Origin of the sequence: Vibrio sp. 5S239 (genome assembly GCF_041439575.1) — a bacterium.
GTDB lineage: Bacteria > Pseudomonadota > Gammaproteobacteria > Enterobacterales > Vibrionaceae > Vibrio > Vibrio kanaloae.
The window spans coordinates 37702-53077 of sequence record NZ_JBGOOM010000006.1 but is presented as its reverse complement, the minus strand read 5'-3'; the positions used below and the strand labels follow the sequence as shown (position 1 = coordinate 53077).

The window sequence follows — 15376 nt, the reverse complement described above, 5'->3', positions numbered from 1 at the left end:
GAACTGCTAGCTTGATCACTAACAAAGCGTCGGGATTAACGAGACGCAAGAGGTAAGAAGGCTCGTTTAACATTCGGTATTCAAGACAATACTATTAAAGACAATGTGTCCTAAAAGCAATATGTCTTAAGAATAACGTGTATATTAAACAAACCTCTATATTTAAAAGTCTGTCGTGACTAGATCATCTGAATGCTGATTTGGTTGTTGAGAGGCTTAACCTTCTCCTGCAACCTTTTCAAATCTTCGATAACCGCATCATTCAAGCGAGTCTCTGCCTTGTGGCGTGTGAGATTCTGCTGCATGCGTTCTTTTTTCGTCAGTTCCTGTCTTGCCTCTCCTCGCGCCATATCTTTAACGATATGGTACAGCTCAGAAAGAGCAGGATATTCCGAATCAAAATCGACACGTTCATCACCCTGAACATTATCCATTATGATACACACTCGGATACTGATCTCAGGTAAATCACACTGGCCTTGGATACCCGCTAAACACAAGGTATTTACGTTGTCGTAAATCGTTGCGTTACGTTTTTCAATGGCGAGTGCTTGATGCTGCTTTTGCAACTCCGTCTGCTTCTTCACTTGAAGTAGAAGGTAACCTGCGTAAGAGCCCAAGCCGAGAATGATCATTCCACCAGCAATTGCTAATAAGGTTACGTTCATTGGCTATTAACCTTTAAAGCTGTCTAAGTCGATGTCTTCAAATTGAGATAACAAGTCTTCATCAGAGTTTGTTTTCTTCTTCGATTCAACTGCTGTTTCTTCGAAGATCTCTTCCTCATCGTCTTCTGGCTCTAACAGACCTAAACGGCCCATCAGGTGTTCGATACGATCAAGCTTCTCATCAACAAACTTCTGTAGACCTGCACCTAGGTTTTCACCATTTTCGATACGATCTAATAGTGTGTTCAGTTGAGCATCGTTCTCAAGCATCTCTAACTCTTGTTCGTTAGATAGCTTGCGCTCTTGTTTAGTCGGCTTCTTCGCTGGTTCAACGATCAGCGGGATTTTTTTCTTGCTGCCTAAACGTGGATCGCGAGCTTGTGCAGCTTTACGCTGTTTTGCTTCGCTACCATCTGAGTGACGGCTGCCAGACTTAAGGCCTTTGCGCTTTTTAACACGCTTACGTTCACGACCTTCAACATCAGATTCACTACGGTTACGAGTAACCATAGGCTCCGGAGCGCCAAGTGCTCCCGGCTTTCTTGATTTCTTACTACGACCCATTACTGCACTTTCCTCAGTAAAATTACATCATTTCCAAAAAATTCTAGTTCGAGCTTATCCCGCTCTGCCAAAAACTGGAATGTTTGATGACTAAAGAAGACGACATGTGTCGGGTCATTCTTGTAGTGCCAACCAGCGAACGCGTCTACGTCTATTACTAGCTTAGTCATAAGACCAATCCAGCCTTTGGGTTTAACTAAATTCAACCATTGCTGCCACACCTTGTCTGGATGATAAAGATGTTCAATCACCTCCGTGGCAGTCACAAAGTCATACGTTTCTTCCAACACAGAGAGCTCTGGATGGTAATAGATATCGTACAACTCCACGCTGTGTCCGGCTTCTTCTAACATAATAGATAGCGTAGGGCCCGGTCCACAACCAAAATCCAACCCTTGTGAGTTAGATGAAATTTTGTCTGTTAGTGGATCCGCGATGCGAGATAGAAAGCGGCGATAACCTTCATCACTAGGATCATTCTCATGGAGATCATAGTGTGCTTTCTCTTCTTTTGCTTCTAACCTTTGTTCAGGTTTAACAAATACCAGTTCACATTGCTGACACTGCAGATAGGCTCTGCGTTTGTCTTCAAAATAGTGATTCACGCCTTGGTGATGGCATAAGGGACAAGTATACATAGCACATCCTTAAACAGGGATGCGAAACATACCAGAAACTGAGTTTATAGTGGAGAGGTATTGGGTGTTTTTTCATCAAATCAATAAAAAAAGCGATAGGAAAACCTATCGCTCTCTAAATCTGCCTTTATCGGCCAAAATTTGCATACTCAACTTGGTACACAAATCTCCCTTTGTTATTGGTGCTTTCCATGCCAAATTTGTTTGTTGTTCATCGTCCTGATGAGTTTTGGCTATCCTTTTCTAACACCTTGTTGCTGGGCTGTCCTAGCCTGATCCATTTCTGTCTATACCGTTAGACTAGATGATCATCCGTATCTAAGTCAGCTCCTAGCTGATGGCGATTACTTTACCCGGTTACAAAAAGACTACAAGAGTGCTACTTCACACTTTCGTACACGAATCGACCACAAATTGATAAATCAGACATTAAATAAAAACGCATAAATAAAATCCACACAAAAGAAAACACCCCAACCATTACTGATCAGGGTGTCTCTTTAACCTCGCTCGAACGTACATTTCTTAACTCTGGCTAAGAGCAAGAAACCGACAAATTAGTGTAGACCACCAACGTACTTCGATAAGGTATCAATGTCTGCGTCTGTTAACTTTTTAGCTACATCACGCATCATCGCATTCATGTCGTTATTACGGCTATCATCGCGGAATTTCTCAAGTTGAGCCTTGATGTAATCTGCGTGTTGGCCTGAAATTTTAGGGAAACCAGAAAGTTCGGTGCCGTTACCACGAGGGCCATGACAAGCAGTACACGCTGTTAGGCCGCGTTCTGAGTCACCCGCCGTGTAAAGAACCTTACCTTCATCTACAACATTTTCAGGAGTAGAGTTATTAGAGATAGGGAGAGATGCGTAGTATGCCGCTAGGTCAGCCATATCTTCTTCAGATAAAGGCATCGCCATTGCACCCATTACAGGTTCATAACGACCTTGTTTACCACCACTCGTCATACCTAACTTAAGCTCTTTTAACTGCTTTATTAGGTACTTCTCATGTTGACCAGCCAGTTTAGGGTACTGGGTGATCAGACTGTTGCCGTCAGCACCATGGCAGGCGACACATGTTTGTGATTTGGCTTTACCAGCTTCAATACTACCTTGAGCCCATACTGAGCAGCTGGCTAAAAGACTCAAAATTAGCGCTAATTTCTTCATGACATTCCATTATAATTATCAAGCTTCCAGTACCACTCTATGTTGCCACTCATGGTACAATAGGCGACCTTATGCCGAGCACGGTTATTTTACACAAATTCACAAAAAAGTAATCAATCGACTACACAAAGTCGAGATGGAGTTAACAGTGAGCGTAAAAATTCATTATCAAAACACGCATTTCATTACCAGTGCACCTGATATTCGTCATTTACCAGAAGACGAAGGAATCGAAATTGCGTTTGCAGGACGCTCCAATGCTGGTAAATCTAGCGCGCTAAACCGCGTTACAAACCAAAAAAGCTTGGCGAAAACCAGTAAAACACCAGGTCGAACTCAGTTAATTAACCTATTCAAGGTAACAGATGGTTGTCATATCGTCGACTTACCTGGATATGGCTTCGCTCAAGTTCCACTTGAAATGAAGAAAAAATGGCAGAAGTCGCTAGGTGAATACCTACAACGCCGAGAAAGCCTGAAGGGCTTGGTGGTATTGATGGATATCCGTCACCCAATGAAAGACCTTGACCAACAAATGATCTACTGGGCTATCGATAGCCGCATCCCAGTACAGGTTTTGTTAACAAAAGCCGACAAGCTGAAAAGTGGCGCGCGTAAAGCACAGCTACTGAAAATCCGTAACGATGCAAAATCTTTCGGTGGTGATGTCGCGGTTGATGTCTTCTCTTCAATGAAGGGTATCGGTGTTGACCAACTGCGTAGCAAAATGGATGAGTGGTTCGCACCTGCGTTTGCAGACCAACTTATTGATGAGCTAGCAGATGAAGAGCACAACGACTCCGAATAGCGCCTCTATCTATAATCGCTTCATCTATAGCGAGAAGTTAAAGCACTGACTACCAGTGATTTAACCTTATCAATACCCTACCTTATTAGGTGGGGTATTTTTTTGCTCATAAATGAGTGAGTTAAGCCCAATTTTAAACGTTAAAAATGATATTTATCCGCTTGAACGTATAGAAGTAAACCATACTAAAAACAACGTTTGCTAAACAGAACAACGAGAAAGGAGTACTCATGTGGAAAACACTCTTGGCGATAATAGCAATGATGCTGATACCTGTTACAGGCCACACCTCTGAAGCAGAACCAACAGAAGCACCACTGATCAACGTCGATATGACCTTAGATCTCGATGGCATGGAGAAGTATGCTCAGGAGGCCAGTGAATCTCTTGAGAGGATATCGCAATCTTTGCAAGCCATCGTCAATAACCCCAATCTCAGCGAAGACCAGCAACAAGCCTTGAATCAGACCGTCGACAGCATGAATAAATTTGCGGCTTCAACTCAGACATCACTCAATCAACTCCCTCAAGCCTTGGATCAATCTCGCCTCGCCTTTAAACAAACCAGTCAAATACTGCTCGATGATATACAGACCAAACTCATCATTGCGCTGGCGGCGGTTATCGCTGTCATTATTATCGCTTTAACCGCTATCTATCTGCTTATCCTGAAACCAATGCAGCAAACCTTGGTGAAAGCGACCAACAATATCTCTTCGATGGCACGCTCCATCCAGATCACCGCCGAAGCACTGAAATACAGCACCGAGAAACAACAGAAAATCATGGACTACATCGAGCATTCACCAACTCAATGCTCTGATAAATAAGGCATGAGCCATCAATCCTTTACCGGAAATTTGTAAAATAAAAGTTATTTCAAATGAAAAAACAATCGAATTTAAGACGGATTAAAATTACCAATTTCTGATTGAGTTCCAAATTTAAGAAAACTAACGTAATAAAGAGGATTTTTGAAAAGCCTAGGAAAAGGCATGAAAAGTAAGCGGATCAGTAGGGTAATTATGGTTGGAAATATTTTTCTTTCGCACAAGAAAAAACGCCCCAGTCAAATGCTGACTGGGGCGGCTGAATCAGCCTAATCCAATAACGTGAAACAAAAGGTCTGAAAGATAGAACATCTTACCTCTGTACCCTACGAGATTTAATGTACAACAATTGCTCAGAAATGAAAACATTTTTTGTAATTTTTTTTCATGAATGTTTTATTAAAACATCCTAGTTCTTTCCACAATTCAACTTTATTTTAGATAAAAAAAAGCCAGTGTTTGTGCACTGGCTCATACTAATTCACTCGATAAGGTCAAAAACTGATTAGTGGGCTTGGTCCCAGTTATCACCGTGGCCAGCTTCCGCAACAAGCGGAACGGCTAGCTCAGCAGCGGATTCCATCAATTCTTGTACTTTACTTTCAATTTCGGCCAAAGATGACTCTTCCACTTCAAATACCAATTCATCGTGCACTTGCATTAGCAGTTTCACACGACCATCGCCTTCCGCTTGAATCCACTCATCAACCAATAGCATTGCTTTTTTGATAATGTCAGCTGCCGTACCTTGCATTGGTGCGTTGATCGCCGCACGCTCAGCCGCTTTACGACGCATGCCATTTCGAGATTTAATCTCCGGCAAATGTAAACGACGACCATAAATCGTTTCAACAAAGCCCTGCTCTGACGCTGCGCTACGTGTGTCTTCCATGTACTGCATTACGCCAGGATAGCGTTCGAAGTAGGTGTCCATGTAATGTTGCGCTTCACCGCGAGGAATACCCAGCTGCTTAGCCAAACCAAAGGCACTCATACCATAGATAAGACCAAAGTTAACCGCCTTTGCACGACGACGCTGCTCAGAGGTAACGCTCTCAATATCAACGCCAATAATTTCAGCCGCAGTGGCTGCGTGGATGTCTTTGCCTTGTTGGAAAGCTTCCAATAAGGCTTTGTCGCCCGACAGGTGCGCCATAATACGTAATTCAATTTGTGAGTAATCGACCGCTAAAATCTTCCACCCATGTTGAGCAACAAATGCTTGGCGGATACGACGACCCTCTTCATTACGAATTGGGATGTTCTGCAGGTTTGGATCGGTCGAAGACAAACGACCTGTCGCTGTCACCGCTTGGTGATAGGACGTATGAACACGACCCGTTTCAGCGTTGATCATCTTAGGTAGTTTATCAGTATACGTCGATTTCAGTTTTGCTAGGCCACGATACTCAATGATCAGCTTAGGCAGCGGGTAGTCCAACGCTAACTCTTGCAACACTTCTTCGTTGGTTGACGGGCTACCTGATGGCGTTTTCTTGATAACGGGCAGACCCATCTTTTCAAACAAGATCGCTTGCAGCTGTTTTGGCGAGTTCATGTTGAACTCTTGCTCTGCAATCTCATAAGCTTTCTGTTCTAGCTCAACAAGACGAACCGCAATCTCTTGCGATTGAGCCCCTAGTAACATGTCATCGATGAAGACACCTGTGCGTTCAATACGAGACATCACAGGAATCAGTGGTACTTCAATGTCTTCATAGATGGTTTTTAGCTTTTCATCTTGCTCAATGTTTTCCATTAAACGATGATGAAGACGCAATGTCACATCAGCATCTTCCGCAGCATATGGAGATGCTTCGCCCAATTCAATCTGGTTGAAAGTAAGCTGTTTTTTTCCTTTACCTGCAATTTGCTCAAATGAGATACAGCTATGCTGAAGGAAACGCAGCGCTAAGCTATCCATATCATGCTTACCACCTACGCTGTTGAAAACGTATGACGCCAGCATGGTGTCGTGTTTGATGCCTTTCATCTCGATATCGTAGCGCGCTAAAACGCTCATATCATACTTTAGGTTTTGACCTACTTTTGCTTGCGAGTCATCTTCTAGTATCGGTTTAAGCTGTTCTAGTACCCAATCACGATCGAGTTGTTGAGGAGCATCGAGGTAGTCATGAGCAACCGGCACGTAAGCGGCAACGCCTTCTTCAGTGGCAAATGATAGACCGACAAGGTTAGCGACCATGTAGTCTAGGCTGTCTGTCTCTGTATCAAAAGCAAACACTTCAGCCGCTTTAAGTTTTTCTAACCAAGTATTGAAAGCATCTTTATCTAGAATCGTTTCGTAGTGGCTGCGATCAATCGTCACTGCAGAGGTATTCATCTCAACAGCTGAAGTGGCAGACGAGCCGTTGCTGCGTACCGCACCTGATCTTTCAGCCGCTTCCACCACCCCATTACCGCCGTCAAGTAACTCATTGAGCCAAGACTTAAACACCAGCTGACCATATAGCTTAATCAGCTCATCAATGTTTGGTTGAGCTTTCACGAGCGATTCCGGTGTTTCTTCTAACTCAACATCCAACTTAATGGTCGCAAGTTCGTAAGACATCTCAGCGTTGTCTTTATTATCGATAAGCTTCTTCGCCATGGTTTTTGAACCACGAAAGCCAAGCGCCGCAATGTCATCAAGGTTTTGATACAGTTTTTCGATGCTGCCGATGCCTTGCAACAGAGCCGTCGCTGTCTTATCACCCACACCCGGCACGCCCGGAATGTTATCGACTTTATCACCCATTAGAGCAAGGTAATCGATGATCAACTCAGGTGGGATACCAAACTTCTCGATAACGCCTTCACGATCCATCACCACATTAGTCATGGTGTTGATAAGAGTAACGTTGTCATCAACCAGTTGGGCCATATCTTTATCGCCAGTACTGATAAGAACAGGCATGCCCATCGCGGAAGCTTGAGAAGCCAGCGTACCAATCACGTCATCGGCTTCTACCCCAGGGATAGAGATAAGCGGTAGACCCATCGCACGAATGACATTATGCAGTGGCTCGATCTGGCAACGAAGGTCGTCAGGCATTGGTGGACGGTTTGCTTTGTACTCTGGGTACATATCATCACGGAACGTTTTCCCTTTCGCATCAAAAATTACCGCCATACGATCAGAAGCGAATTGACGCATCATGCTACGTAGCATGTTAACCACACCATAAACAGCGTTGGTTGGGATATCACCATTGCTCATTGTGCCAGGGTAAGCATGGAACGCGCGATATAGGTAAGAAGAGCCATCGATTAGAATCAATGGATTATCAGGAATACGAGCCATAATGTTTGTGTATCCAGTAAGTACAGAAATAATCTGTTAAGAATGCCACGTCTGTTGGTTGGATTCTACGTTGTCGATCCGTATCCGTTCATTCGATTGTATTCGTTATAATCAATTTATTGTTATTTTTTGTTCTGAGACACTAGCCACCTGTGGATAACTCTGTTTATATTATTTACCCACCCTGTTGAGAACTAAGGTGAAGCAATAAAAAAACAAGCATAAATAACTGAAAATAAAGAAAAAAATAACAGATCGAACAGATGATCAACGATCTTTTTTCGATCCTGCATTGTGGAAAAGAATACTGATGGCGTTTTATTCATAAAAATACGTGCCACTAAATATGCATCTTGTTGAAATAGAGGTATAAAAAAAGCGACACCCGAAGATGTCGCCTAGCAAAAACCGGTAAAGCTATTCAAATTGAATACCACAGCTTTACCTAAAAGCTATAAATTACACTGGAAGCAATGTGAGCAATGTCGTGTCAAAAAGAACTTAGTATAAGTTCGCGAGAATTCTGTTACGTAACCAAGTAGATACTTGAGTACTCAACATCCTTGTGAACATTTCCTCATTCCCTAAGACAGGGTTAATAATAATGATTCTCATTTAATAGTCAACAGTTAGATGATAATAAATCTCATTTAATTTATAATTAGTGAATCATCACACTAATTTCAATCACTCATCACACTGAAAGTGCCTTCAAAAAATGGATTCTATTTTCAGTAATATATTCTTTTTCTTCCAGTTTTTCGATTTGATAGCCGTTTCTCAATAACAAACGCAGCATAGCTGGAAACTGATTGCGAGATTTAACTTTCAGTTGTTGATAGCCCTGTTGCTTCACCCATTGCTCCTGAGCATCGAGCTGCGCCTGTGCGACCCCTTTATTTCTTGCAAGTGGAGAAACGCCCCCAAACCAACTATAAAAGGTCTGCCGATCCAATTCATAGCCGATCTTAAAACCCAGTAACACGCCCGCTTCTTCAGCAACGAGGATCAGGCTTGTTTTACCCGCTAACCGCTCCGATAAAGACGCGACACTCTCTTTTTTAGCAAACTCAGTAATCTGTTCAACAACAGACACCACCTCTTCCAGTGAGCCTTCACGTACAATGACTGACATCTTATCCACCCTTATAAACGAAAGGGCTGGCACAATGGCCAACCCTTTTACTGATCACTTAAGTTCATTCTGCGCAGTTACTTTTCTTTTAAATGCTTTGATACTTGTGCATTGTCTTCAGCAAGCCACTCTGCGACATCTTTAGCAAAGTAAGTAAGAATGCCATCGGCGCCCGCACGCTTAAAGCACAGCAGTGATTCCATGACGGTTTCGCGCTCTTTCAACCAACCATTTTGAATAGCGACTTTGTGCATCGCATATTCACCAGACACTTGGTAAGCAAACGTGGGGGCTTGTAGTTCATGCTTCACACGGCGCACGATGTCTAGGTAAGGCATGCCTGGTTTCACCATCACCATGTCAGCACCTTCATTCAGATCGATTGCCACTTCATGAATTGCTTCATCACTGTTCGCCGGATCCATCTGGTAGTTCTTCTTGTTACCACCTTTTAGGTTTGAAGCACTACCAACAGCATCACGGAATGGACCATAGTAGCAAGACGCGTATTTCGCAGAATACGCCATAATTTGAGTATGAATATGACCGGCTTCTTCCAACGCTTCACGGATTTTACCAATACGACCGTCCATCATATCTGATGGGGCAACCACATCAGCCCCCGCTTCAGCGTGCGACAGCGCCTGCTTGATCAAGACTTCGGTCGTCTCGTCATTTATCACGTAACCATCTTCATCGATGATGCCGTCTTGGCCGTGAGTAGTGAACGGGTCTAGTGCTACATCAGTAATAACGCCAATGTTTGGCACGTGCTCTTTTAGTAAGCGTACTGCACGTTGAACTAAACCTTCCGAGTTATGAGCTTCAACCGCACATAAACTTTTAGCGTCTTGGTTCACTACCGGAAACAGAGCAATCGCAGGAACACCTAATTTTGACAGGTAATCCGCTTCCTCAAGCATAAGATCGATCGACAGGCGTTCAACACCCGGCATGGATTCTACAGGCTCGCGGCGTTCTTTGCCCATCAGGATGAACATTGGGTAGATTAGATCATCCACAGACAATTGATTTTCTGCCATTAGGCGACGGCTAAAGTCATGCTTACGCATACGGCGCATACGACGACCTGGAAATTGACCTTGAATTGAAACAGACACTAGATTCTCCTTGCCTAGTCTAAGCACGAAATACTTAGATATGAAAAGTGCTAAATACAAGCAAAAGCATATCATTGATGGCTCAGGACGCTAGCAGTAAAGTATAAAACCCATTCAAAAATAGGGATGAATGGCAAAAAATGACCTTCTCCTCACACTGCCGTATACTCACAACAACTCAGTACAGACCGCTTTCAGGACAAAATAATGATCGACACCCATGCTCATATTTACGCGAGCGAATTCGACGAAGACCGCGAACAAGTAGTACAACGCGCACGAGATCAAGGAATTGATACGATTCTGCTACCTAATATCGATTTAGAATCTATCGAGCCAATGCTAGCAACGGAAGCACAGTTCCCTGAGGTGTGTCATTCGATGATGGGCTTACACCCCTGCTACGTGGATGCCAATATTGAACAAACCCTGAAAACCATTCGAGCTTGGTTCGATAAGCGTGACTTTATCGCCGTAGGTGAAATTGGTATCGACCTGTACTGGGATAAAACCTTTAAAGCCGAACAAGAGATGGCGTTTGTGACTCAACTGCAGTGGGCAAAAGAACTCGATCTACCAGTAGTGATCCATACTCGAGACTCTATCGAGGAGACACTAACTCTACTCCGTCAAGAGCAAGATGGCAGCTTACGTGGCGTGTTCCACTGCTTTGGGAGCAGCTTAGAAGAAGCTCAAGCGATCAATGAACTAGGTTTTCATTTAGGGTTAGGGGGAGTCTCTACTTTTAAGAATTCGGGGATGGATAAGGTAATCCCACATCTGGATATGAATTACGTCATCTTGGAAACAGATTGCCCTTATTTAGCACCCGCGCCACACCGTGGTAAACGCAATGAACCCGCTTATACGGAGTTGGTTGCGAAACGTATTGCCGACCTAAGGGGCATGACAATGAAAGAAGTTGACGCAATAACCACTCAAAATGCGAGAGACTTATTTAATTTGTCATAAATCAAATTGATTTAAACCACCAAAATATTTGAGAAGAGAAAGCAACAGGTCTATTATCAACTGCATTCATATGGAGATGATGATTATGTGTGACCACTCACAGCACTTGCAACGCCAGCATCGGACCTTGTGGCATAAAATATTAGGGATTAAAGAGCTCTATATATGCCAAAACTGTGGATATCAGTTAAAGATTCGATAAACAAGACACAATAAAAAGCGGCCATAGGCCGCTTTTTTATTGTTAAATGACTCGTTAAGAAGCACGGTTCAATTAAGATTCAGCTTCTTCCTCTTCATCGCCATTCGGCTTACGCACATAGAAGCGCGCAAAGAACAGACCAATCTCAAACAAAATACACATTGGAATGGCCAACAGCGTTTGCGAAATCATATCAGGTGGTGTGAGCATCATGCCGATAATGAACGCACCCACAACAATATAAGGGCGCTTTTCAGACAACGATTTAGGCGTTGTCGCACCAGTCCAACATAACAAGATAATCGCAACAGGCACTTCAAAAGCAATACCAAAGGCCAAGAACAGTGCCAGTACAAAATCAAGATAACTCGATATGTCTGTCGCAAACTCCACCTGTCCCAAAGAGATAGTGGTAAAGAAGCTAAATACCAACGGGAATACCACGAAGTAAGCAAACGCTACACCACAGTAAAACAACAGCGAACTTGAAGCCAACAAAGGCATTATCAAACGCTTCTCATGTTTGTATAAACCCGGTGCAACAAAAGCCCATACCTGATACAAAATAAACGGTACCGCGACAAAAATAGAGGCAACTAAAGTTAGCTTTAACGGCGTGAAAAATGGTGATGCAACATCCGTTGCAATCATCGTCGCCCCTTCAGGTAGGCGATCTACCAAGGGTGCCGATACGAATTCATAAATATCATTAGCAAAATAAATTAGCCCAACAAACACAACCAGAACGGCAACAATCGCACGCAGTAGGCGATTACGTAGCTCTAGAAGATGGCTAATTAAAGGCTGTGTCTGCTCAGTCGAAGACATGTCAAACCTCTTAAAAGGAAGATCGAAAAGGAGCCGCGCGCGTATCTATCCAGTTGAATTAGTATCCACTTGAATAGCTATCTACTTAAATATGTAGCTACTTAAACATCTAGCTACATAAGTATCTGGCGACTCCTCCTTGCGAGACTATTCGGCTTTCTTATCTGACGGTGCTGAAGCCTCACTGTTAACCTGAATAGTTTCAGATTCCACAGTTTCCGTGACACTGGATTTAGTCTCACTTGGCTTATCAGACTCAGGCTTAGCATATGGACGTTGAACATCAGCAGCGGCCTGCTTAAGTTCATCGACTGATGCTTGTAGGTCTGGAGATAAATCTTCCATACCCATTTTTTCCGCCTTACGTAGGTTTTCTTGCAGCTCTTGTACCTTAAGCTCATGAGAAAGTTCATCTTTCACACTATTTGCCATGCTTTTCGCTTGTCCAACAAACTTGGAGACACTGCGAATCGCTACGGGCAAACGCTCAGGTCCTAAAACCACTAACCCAACGACAGATATTAATACCAGTTCCCAAAAACCGATATCAAACACGATTTACGCCTGCTCTTTGTCTTTCTTTGTTTCAGCAGTTGTTTCAGCGCTCGCTTCTTTCTTCTGCTGTTCAATATTCTTTGGTTCGAAGTCTGCATCTTTCTTATCTGCAGGCTTGTCTTCATCGCTCATCGCTTTTTTGAAGCCTTTAACCGCTGAACCTAAGTCACCACCCATGCCGCGCAGTTTCTTTGTTCCGAATAGCAAAATTACAATTACAGCAATGATTAAAAGTTGCCAAATACTGATACCACCCATTGTCATTGTCCTCGGGTCTGTCTACACATAAAAATATTAAGAGAGTCTACTGTCTAACGACGGTAAGCTCGCCAACTAAGCAACCAAAATGTGACACCTGCGATGCCACAGCCCATGGATAGCTGCTCATAAGGGCTTGAAACTAATATTGCGGAGCATACGACTAAAGTAGCTCCAACGCCAAACAAAAACTTTCCTGTTGCTTGCTGACGCTTACTATCTCGGTAGCCTTGATAAAGTTCATCCATTCTATGGTTCATCGCTTTACCTTGGCGCAAGCTGTCATAAAGTAGCTCTGGCAGCTCCGGCAGTTTTTCTGCCCAGAATGGCGCGCGCTCTTTGACTGCGTTAATCACAGCTTGCGGCCCCACTTGATTCATCATCCAAGTTTCTAGGAAAGGCTTCGCCGTTGCCCACAAATCAAGTTGCGGATACAACTGGCGGCCTAGGCCTTCCACATACAACAAGGTCTTCTGCAGAAGTACTAACTGAGGTTGAACCTCCATGTTGAAACGTCTTGCTGTATTAAATAAGTTTAGCAATACATGGCCAAATGAGATCTCGCCAAGTGGTTTGGCAAAAATAGGCTCACACACCATACGAATCGCAAATTCGAAATCATTGACGTTGGTATCGTGTGGCACCCATCCAGAATCCACGTGCAGCTCTGCGACTTTACGGTAATCTCGATTAAAGAAAGCCAGCAGGTTTTCGGCTAAATAGCGCTTATCTTCACTGTTAAGCGTGCCGACAATGCCACAATCCAAGCCAATCCACTGAGGATTATCTGGATTTTCAGGGTTAACGAACACGTTCCCCGGATGCATGTCTGCATGGAAAAAGCTGTCGCGGAACACTTGGGTGAAGAATACTGTCACACCGCGTTCAGCCAGCAATTTCATGTTAGTGCCGTTGGCGTTTAGCGTTTCAATGTCTGAAACCTGAATACCATAGATTCGTTCTGACACCATCAGGGTTTCACTGCTTAAATCAGGGATAACCTCTGGAACATAAAGCTCTTCACTGCCTTCAAAATTACGTCGCAGTTGAATCGCATTGGCTGCCTCACGACGCAGATCTAATTCATCAAGTAGCGTTTTTTCGTACTCGTGGACCACCTCAACGGGTTTCAAACGACGTGCTTCAGGAAGCGACTTAGCGACTATACGCGCCATTCGGTGCATCAGTTTTAGATCTGCATCAATCACCGGGCGAATATCAGGTCGAATTACCTTGAGAACAATCTCGCGACCACTCTCTTTCAGCTTTGCCGTATGCACCTGAGCAATAGAAGCCGAAGCCAGTGGCTCAATATCAAAATCAGTAAACCAGTTATCTAAACTGCCACCCAGTGCCGTTTCCATATCTTGCTTGGCCAACGCGCCATCAAATGGCGCCACTTGGTCTTGCAACAACGCCAATTGATCGGCGATATGAGGAGGAAATAGGTCACGACGTGTCGACATCATCTGTCCGAATTTGATCCAGACCGGCCCTAATTCTTGTAATGCTAAACGCAAGCGGTGGCCTAACTCTTTATCTTGATGCTTATTCTTGAGCCAAAACAGTGACTTTCTCGCCAGCAAAGGGGCTTTAGTCAATTGGTGTTCTGGCATCAACTCATCAAGGCCATACTCTAACTGTACCTTGATAATATGATAAAGACGTTTCACTTCTGCAGGGGTCATGCTTTCTCCAACAGAGTATTCAATTTTGATTCAAGGCGTGCGGTGGCACTTTTTACGTCATCAACCTGATCGCAAAAATGTGCGACTTCTAACGGAGCGGGTGCCATCTTCCACTCCTCAGTCAAAACCTGAGCAAGGTGGTTTTGATGCTTAGTTGCCTGCTTAGCCATCAGGTCACCCACATTTTTAGCGCTTTGGACCAAGGTATGTGCAACCACATCGCCAGTCACTCGTGACAACCACTCTTCCAAGTCAGGCTTGCAGTCTGTCATCAATTGAGCAAATTTTTGTGCCAACTGAATATCACCTTCTAAGATCAGCTTATCTTGCTTGATCAGTTTGGTGATATTCGACTGCTCACGCAGTTCCGGTAATACCGATAGATTCAAGGATAAATAACAATCAGGTTGTCCTTCATAGTCAGCCAATACATCAATTTGTTGGCTGAAAACGAAAGTGAGTGTTTTATTCAACTCTTTCAAATTGACTTGAATGATCTGCCCCTTTAAACGAGACAAACGACGAACCAAGGCTGGATCATCGTTCACGAAAGTATTTAAAGAGGTTTCAATAACCGCGGTGACCAATGGATCAAATGGCATGACTGTCCTTACCTTTGAAAACGGATAA

15 protein-coding genes are annotated in these 15376 nt (G+C 43.6%); 3 read left to right on the top strand and 12 right to left on the bottom strand.

What is annotated here, in order from left to right; genetic code table 11:
* Positions 1–179: 179 nt before the first annotated feature.
* The 4 genes from ACED48_RS06825 to ACED48_RS06810 all read right to left on the bottom strand — a co-directional run bounded on the left by ACED48_RS06825 (position 180) and on the right by ACED48_RS06810 (position 3045).
* Positions 180–668, bottom strand: a complete 489-nt coding sequence (locus ACED48_RS06825) for a DUF2489 domain-containing protein (RefSeq protein WP_017055586.1) — start codon at positions 666–668, stop codon at positions 180–182.
* A gap of 6 nt (positions 669–674) precedes the next feature.
* Positions 675–1232 (bottom strand): Der GTPase-activating protein YihI, encoded by a 558-nt coding sequence (gene yihI / locus ACED48_RS06820; protein ID WP_017055585.1) that lies wholly within the window; start codon positions 1230–1232, stop codon positions 675–677.
* Positions 1232–1870, bottom strand: a complete 639-nt coding sequence (locus ACED48_RS06815; protein WP_017055584.1) for a bifunctional 2-polyprenyl-6-hydroxyphenol methylase/3-demethylubiquinol 3-O-methyltransferase UbiG — start codon at positions 1868–1870, stop codon at positions 1232–1234. Before ACED48_RS06815 ends, yihI begins: the two co-directional genes overlap by 1 nt.
* A gap of 557 nt (positions 1871–2427) precedes the next feature.
* Positions 2428–3045, bottom strand: coding sequence for a cytochrome c (locus ACED48_RS06810; protein ID WP_017055583.1), 618 nt, complete (start codon positions 3043–3045; stop codon positions 2428–2430).
* Between the two features lie 148 nt (positions 3046–3193).
* Between ACED48_RS06810 and yihA the strand changes: the two genes are divergently transcribed.
* Positions 3194–3853, top strand: coding sequence for a ribosome biogenesis GTP-binding protein YihA/YsxC (gene yihA / locus ACED48_RS06805; protein ID WP_017055582.1), 660 nt, complete (start codon positions 3194–3196; stop codon positions 3851–3853).
* A gap of 230 nt (positions 3854–4083) precedes the next feature.
* The gene (locus ACED48_RS06800; RefSeq protein WP_017055581.1) at positions 4084–4683 is read left to right on the top strand and encodes a hypothetical protein; all 600 of its coding nucleotides are present in this window, start codon (positions 4084–4086) and stop codon (positions 4681–4683) included.
* 505 nt (positions 4684–5188) lie between these two features.
* Here ACED48_RS06800 and polA read toward each other — a convergent pair.
* From polA to hemB, 3 genes are all read right to left on the bottom strand, one after another.
* Positions 5189–7987 carry a DNA polymerase I gene (gene polA / locus ACED48_RS06795; RefSeq protein WP_017055579.1) on the bottom strand — a complete coding sequence of 933 codons (2799 nt, stop codon included), beginning with the start codon at positions 7985–7987 and terminating at the stop codon, positions 5189–5191.
* Positions 7988–8681: 694 nt separating this feature from the next.
* Positions 8682–9122 (bottom strand): GNAT family N-acetyltransferase, encoded by a 441-nt coding sequence (locus ACED48_RS06790; RefSeq protein ID WP_017055578.1) that lies wholly within the window; start codon positions 9120–9122, stop codon positions 8682–8684.
* A 77-nt stretch (positions 9123–9199) separates the two neighbouring features.
* The gene (gene hemB / locus ACED48_RS06785; RefSeq protein WP_017055577.1) at positions 9200–10243 is read right to left on the bottom strand and encodes a porphobilinogen synthase; all 1044 of its coding nucleotides are present in this window, start codon (positions 10241–10243) and stop codon (positions 9200–9202) included.
* Positions 10244–10450: 207 nt separating this feature from the next.
* Between hemB and ACED48_RS06780 the strand changes: the two genes are divergently transcribed.
* Positions 10451–11215: a TatD family hydrolase gene (locus ACED48_RS06780; RefSeq protein ID WP_017055576.1), complete on the top strand. Its 765-nt coding sequence runs from the start codon at positions 10451–10453 to the stop codon at positions 11213–11215.
* Positions 11216–11489: 274 nt separating this feature from the next.
* Here the strand turns inward: ACED48_RS06780 and tatC are convergent, their stop codons facing one another.
* The 5 genes from tatC to ACED48_RS06755 form a co-directional block, all read right to left on the bottom strand.
* The gene (gene tatC / locus ACED48_RS06775) at positions 11490–12245 is read right to left on the bottom strand and encodes a twin-arginine translocase subunit TatC (protein WP_017055575.1); all 756 of its coding nucleotides are present in this window, start codon (positions 12243–12245) and stop codon (positions 11490–11492) included.
* A gap of 147 nt (positions 12246–12392) precedes the next feature.
* Positions 12393–12800: a Sec-independent protein translocase protein TatB gene (gene tatB, locus ACED48_RS06770; protein ID WP_017055574.1), complete on the bottom strand. Its 408-nt coding sequence runs from the start codon at positions 12798–12800 to the stop codon at positions 12393–12395.
* A gap of 3 nt (positions 12801–12803) precedes the next feature.
* Positions 12804–13058, bottom strand: coding sequence for a Sec-independent protein translocase subunit TatA (tatA, locus tag ACED48_RS06765; RefSeq protein ID WP_004735565.1), 255 nt, complete (start codon positions 13056–13058; stop codon positions 12804–12806).
* Positions 13059–13111: 53 nt separating this feature from the next.
* On the bottom strand, positions 13112–14746 hold the full coding sequence (gene ubiB / locus ACED48_RS06760) for a ubiquinone biosynthesis regulatory protein kinase UbiB (RefSeq protein ID WP_017055573.1): 1635 nt from the start codon (positions 14744–14746) through the stop codon (positions 13112–13114).
* The gene (locus tag ACED48_RS06755; RefSeq protein ID WP_017055572.1) at positions 14743–15348 is read right to left on the bottom strand and encodes an SCP2 domain-containing protein; all 606 of its coding nucleotides are present in this window, start codon (positions 15346–15348) and stop codon (positions 14743–14745) included. The genes ubiB and ACED48_RS06755 overlap by 4 nt, the downstream gene beginning before the upstream one ends.
* Between the last annotated feature and the right edge of the window lie 28 nt (positions 15349–15376).

Excerpts from the sequence above, each read along its gene's own strand:
- ACED48_RS06810 (WP_017055583.1), bottom strand. The coding sequence starts at position 3,045 with ATGAAGAAATTAGCGCTAATTTTGAGTCTTTTAGCCAGCTGCTCAGTA.
- tatC (WP_017055575.1), bottom strand. The coding sequence starts at position 12,245 with ATGTCTTCGACTGAGCAGACACAGCCTTTAATTAGCCATCTTCTAGAG.
- yihI (WP_017055585.1), bottom strand. The coding sequence starts at position 1,232 with ATGGGTCGTAGTAAGAAATCAAGAAAGCCGGGAGCACTTGGCGCTCCG.
- ACED48_RS06800 (WP_017055581.1), top strand. The coding sequence starts at position 4,084 with ATGTGGAAAACACTCTTGGCGATAATAGCAATGATGCTGATACCTGTT.
- tatA (WP_004735565.1), bottom strand. The coding sequence starts at position 13,058 with ATGGGTGGTATCAGTATTTGGCAACTTTTAATCATTGCTGTAATTGTA.
- ACED48_RS06780 (WP_017055576.1), top strand. The coding sequence starts at position 10,451 with ATGATCGACACCCATGCTCATATTTACGCGAGCGAATTCGACGAAGAC.
- ACED48_RS06825 (WP_017055586.1), bottom strand. The coding sequence starts at position 668 with ATGAACGTAACCTTATTAGCAATTGCTGGTGGAATGATCATTCTCGGC.
- ACED48_RS06815 (WP_017055584.1), bottom strand. The coding sequence starts at position 1,870 with ATGTATACTTGTCCCTTATGCCATCACCAAGGCGTGAATCACTATTTT.
- ACED48_RS06790 (WP_017055578.1), bottom strand. The coding sequence starts at position 9,122 with ATGTCAGTCATTGTACGTGAAGGCTCACTGGAAGAGGTGGTGTCTGTT.
- ACED48_RS06755 (WP_017055572.1), bottom strand. The coding sequence starts at position 15,348 with ATGCCATTTGATCCATTGGTCACCGCGGTTATTGAAACCTCTTTAAAT.
- polA (WP_017055579.1), bottom strand. The coding sequence starts at position 7,987 with ATGGCTCGTATTCCTGATAATCCATTGATTCTAATCGATGGCTCTTCT.
- ubiB (WP_017055573.1), bottom strand. The coding sequence starts at position 14,746 with ATGACCCCTGCAGAAGTGAAACGTCTTTATCATATTATCAAGGTACAG.